Annotated in this window: 1 protein-coding gene and 1 pseudogene; both read left to right on the forward strand. The window is 65.4% G+C overall.

The features are described from left to right. On the forward strand, positions 1–790 hold a 790-nt coding region (locus tag HX846_RS36895; RefSeq protein ID WP_178967424.1), incomplete at its 5' end, for a glycoside hydrolase family 3 N-terminal domain-containing protein. Next, positions 777–1,085, forward strand: a pseudogene (locus HX846_RS36900) (glycoside hydrolase); the annotation flags it as partial. The gene HX846_RS36895 and the pseudogene HX846_RS36900, both read left to right, overlap by 14 nt.

A 1,085-nucleotide genomic window follows, 5' to 3' on the forward strand; every position in this document is an offset into this window, starting at 1 on the left:
CGCGGTAGACCAGGAACTCGGCGGAATCGAACGCCTGCTCCAACTGGTCCCGGCGGTCGCCACCCGGGCGCTGCTCCAGGTCCTCGGCGCCGAGGACCTCGAGCAACGTTGCTTCGAGATGGCCGCCGCGGCCCGCGGGCTGGGCGTGAATCTGTTCCTGGCGCCCATCGTGGACGTGGTCACCGGCGTCAATCCATGGCTGCACAACCGGCACCTGGGCGCGGATCCAGTGGAAGTCAGCCGAGTGTCCTGCGCGTTTATCCGCGGGGTGCAGCGCGCGGGTGTGATCGCCACTGCCAAGCACTTCCCCGGGCACTACATCACCGAGCACGATCCGGCCATTGCCGAAGCCACCGTGCCGGGGCCGCTGGAATTGCTGCATGACAATCTTGAAGTGTTCAAGCAGGTCATCGCCACCGGCGTAAAAGCCGTCATGCCTGGCCCGGCGGTGTTTCCTGCGATTGATGCGCAGCAGTCGGCGTCCACCTCGTCGAAGGTCATCGGCGTACTGCGTGACACCCTCGGCTTCGAAGGCCTGATCATTTCCGATGACCTGGACGCGGTGTCGATACTGCGCGGCAACACCATCCCCGACACCGCCGTAGCCTCCCTGGTGGCCGGTGCGCACCTGTTGCTGGTGTCCAGCGAGTCAGGCCTGGACAGCATCGCCGAGGCGATTGTCGCCGCCGTCCACGAAGGCACCCTGGACCGCCAGGTTCTGTTGGACGCCGCTGCCAAGGTTCGTCAACTGGCAATCGCCACCCAGGAAACCAGCCATGAGCGCGAATGACCGCAAGGCCTACGGCGTACTGTTCCCGGTATTGCTGGACGTGCAGATGACGGATGACGTGCGTCGGTTCCTCGGCAATGGCGGGCGCAGCCTGTTGTTTGGCGAGACGGGAGAGGAATACGTCAGCGGAAAAATGAGCGCCAGCCGCCTGCAAACCGAAACCCTGGACATCTGGCAGCGTTTTACCGGCACGGCCACCGAACTGGGTGGGCCGCTGCTGCTGGCAGCCGATGCCGACATCTCCGCCGTGCACCGCTTGCAAGGGGTGACCCCGGCGCTGCCGGAGCCCGATGTG

Source organism: Pseudomonas sp. K5002 (assembly GCF_013386655.1).
Taxonomy (GTDB): Bacteria; Pseudomonadota; Gammaproteobacteria; order Pseudomonadales; family Pseudomonadaceae; genus Aquipseudomonas.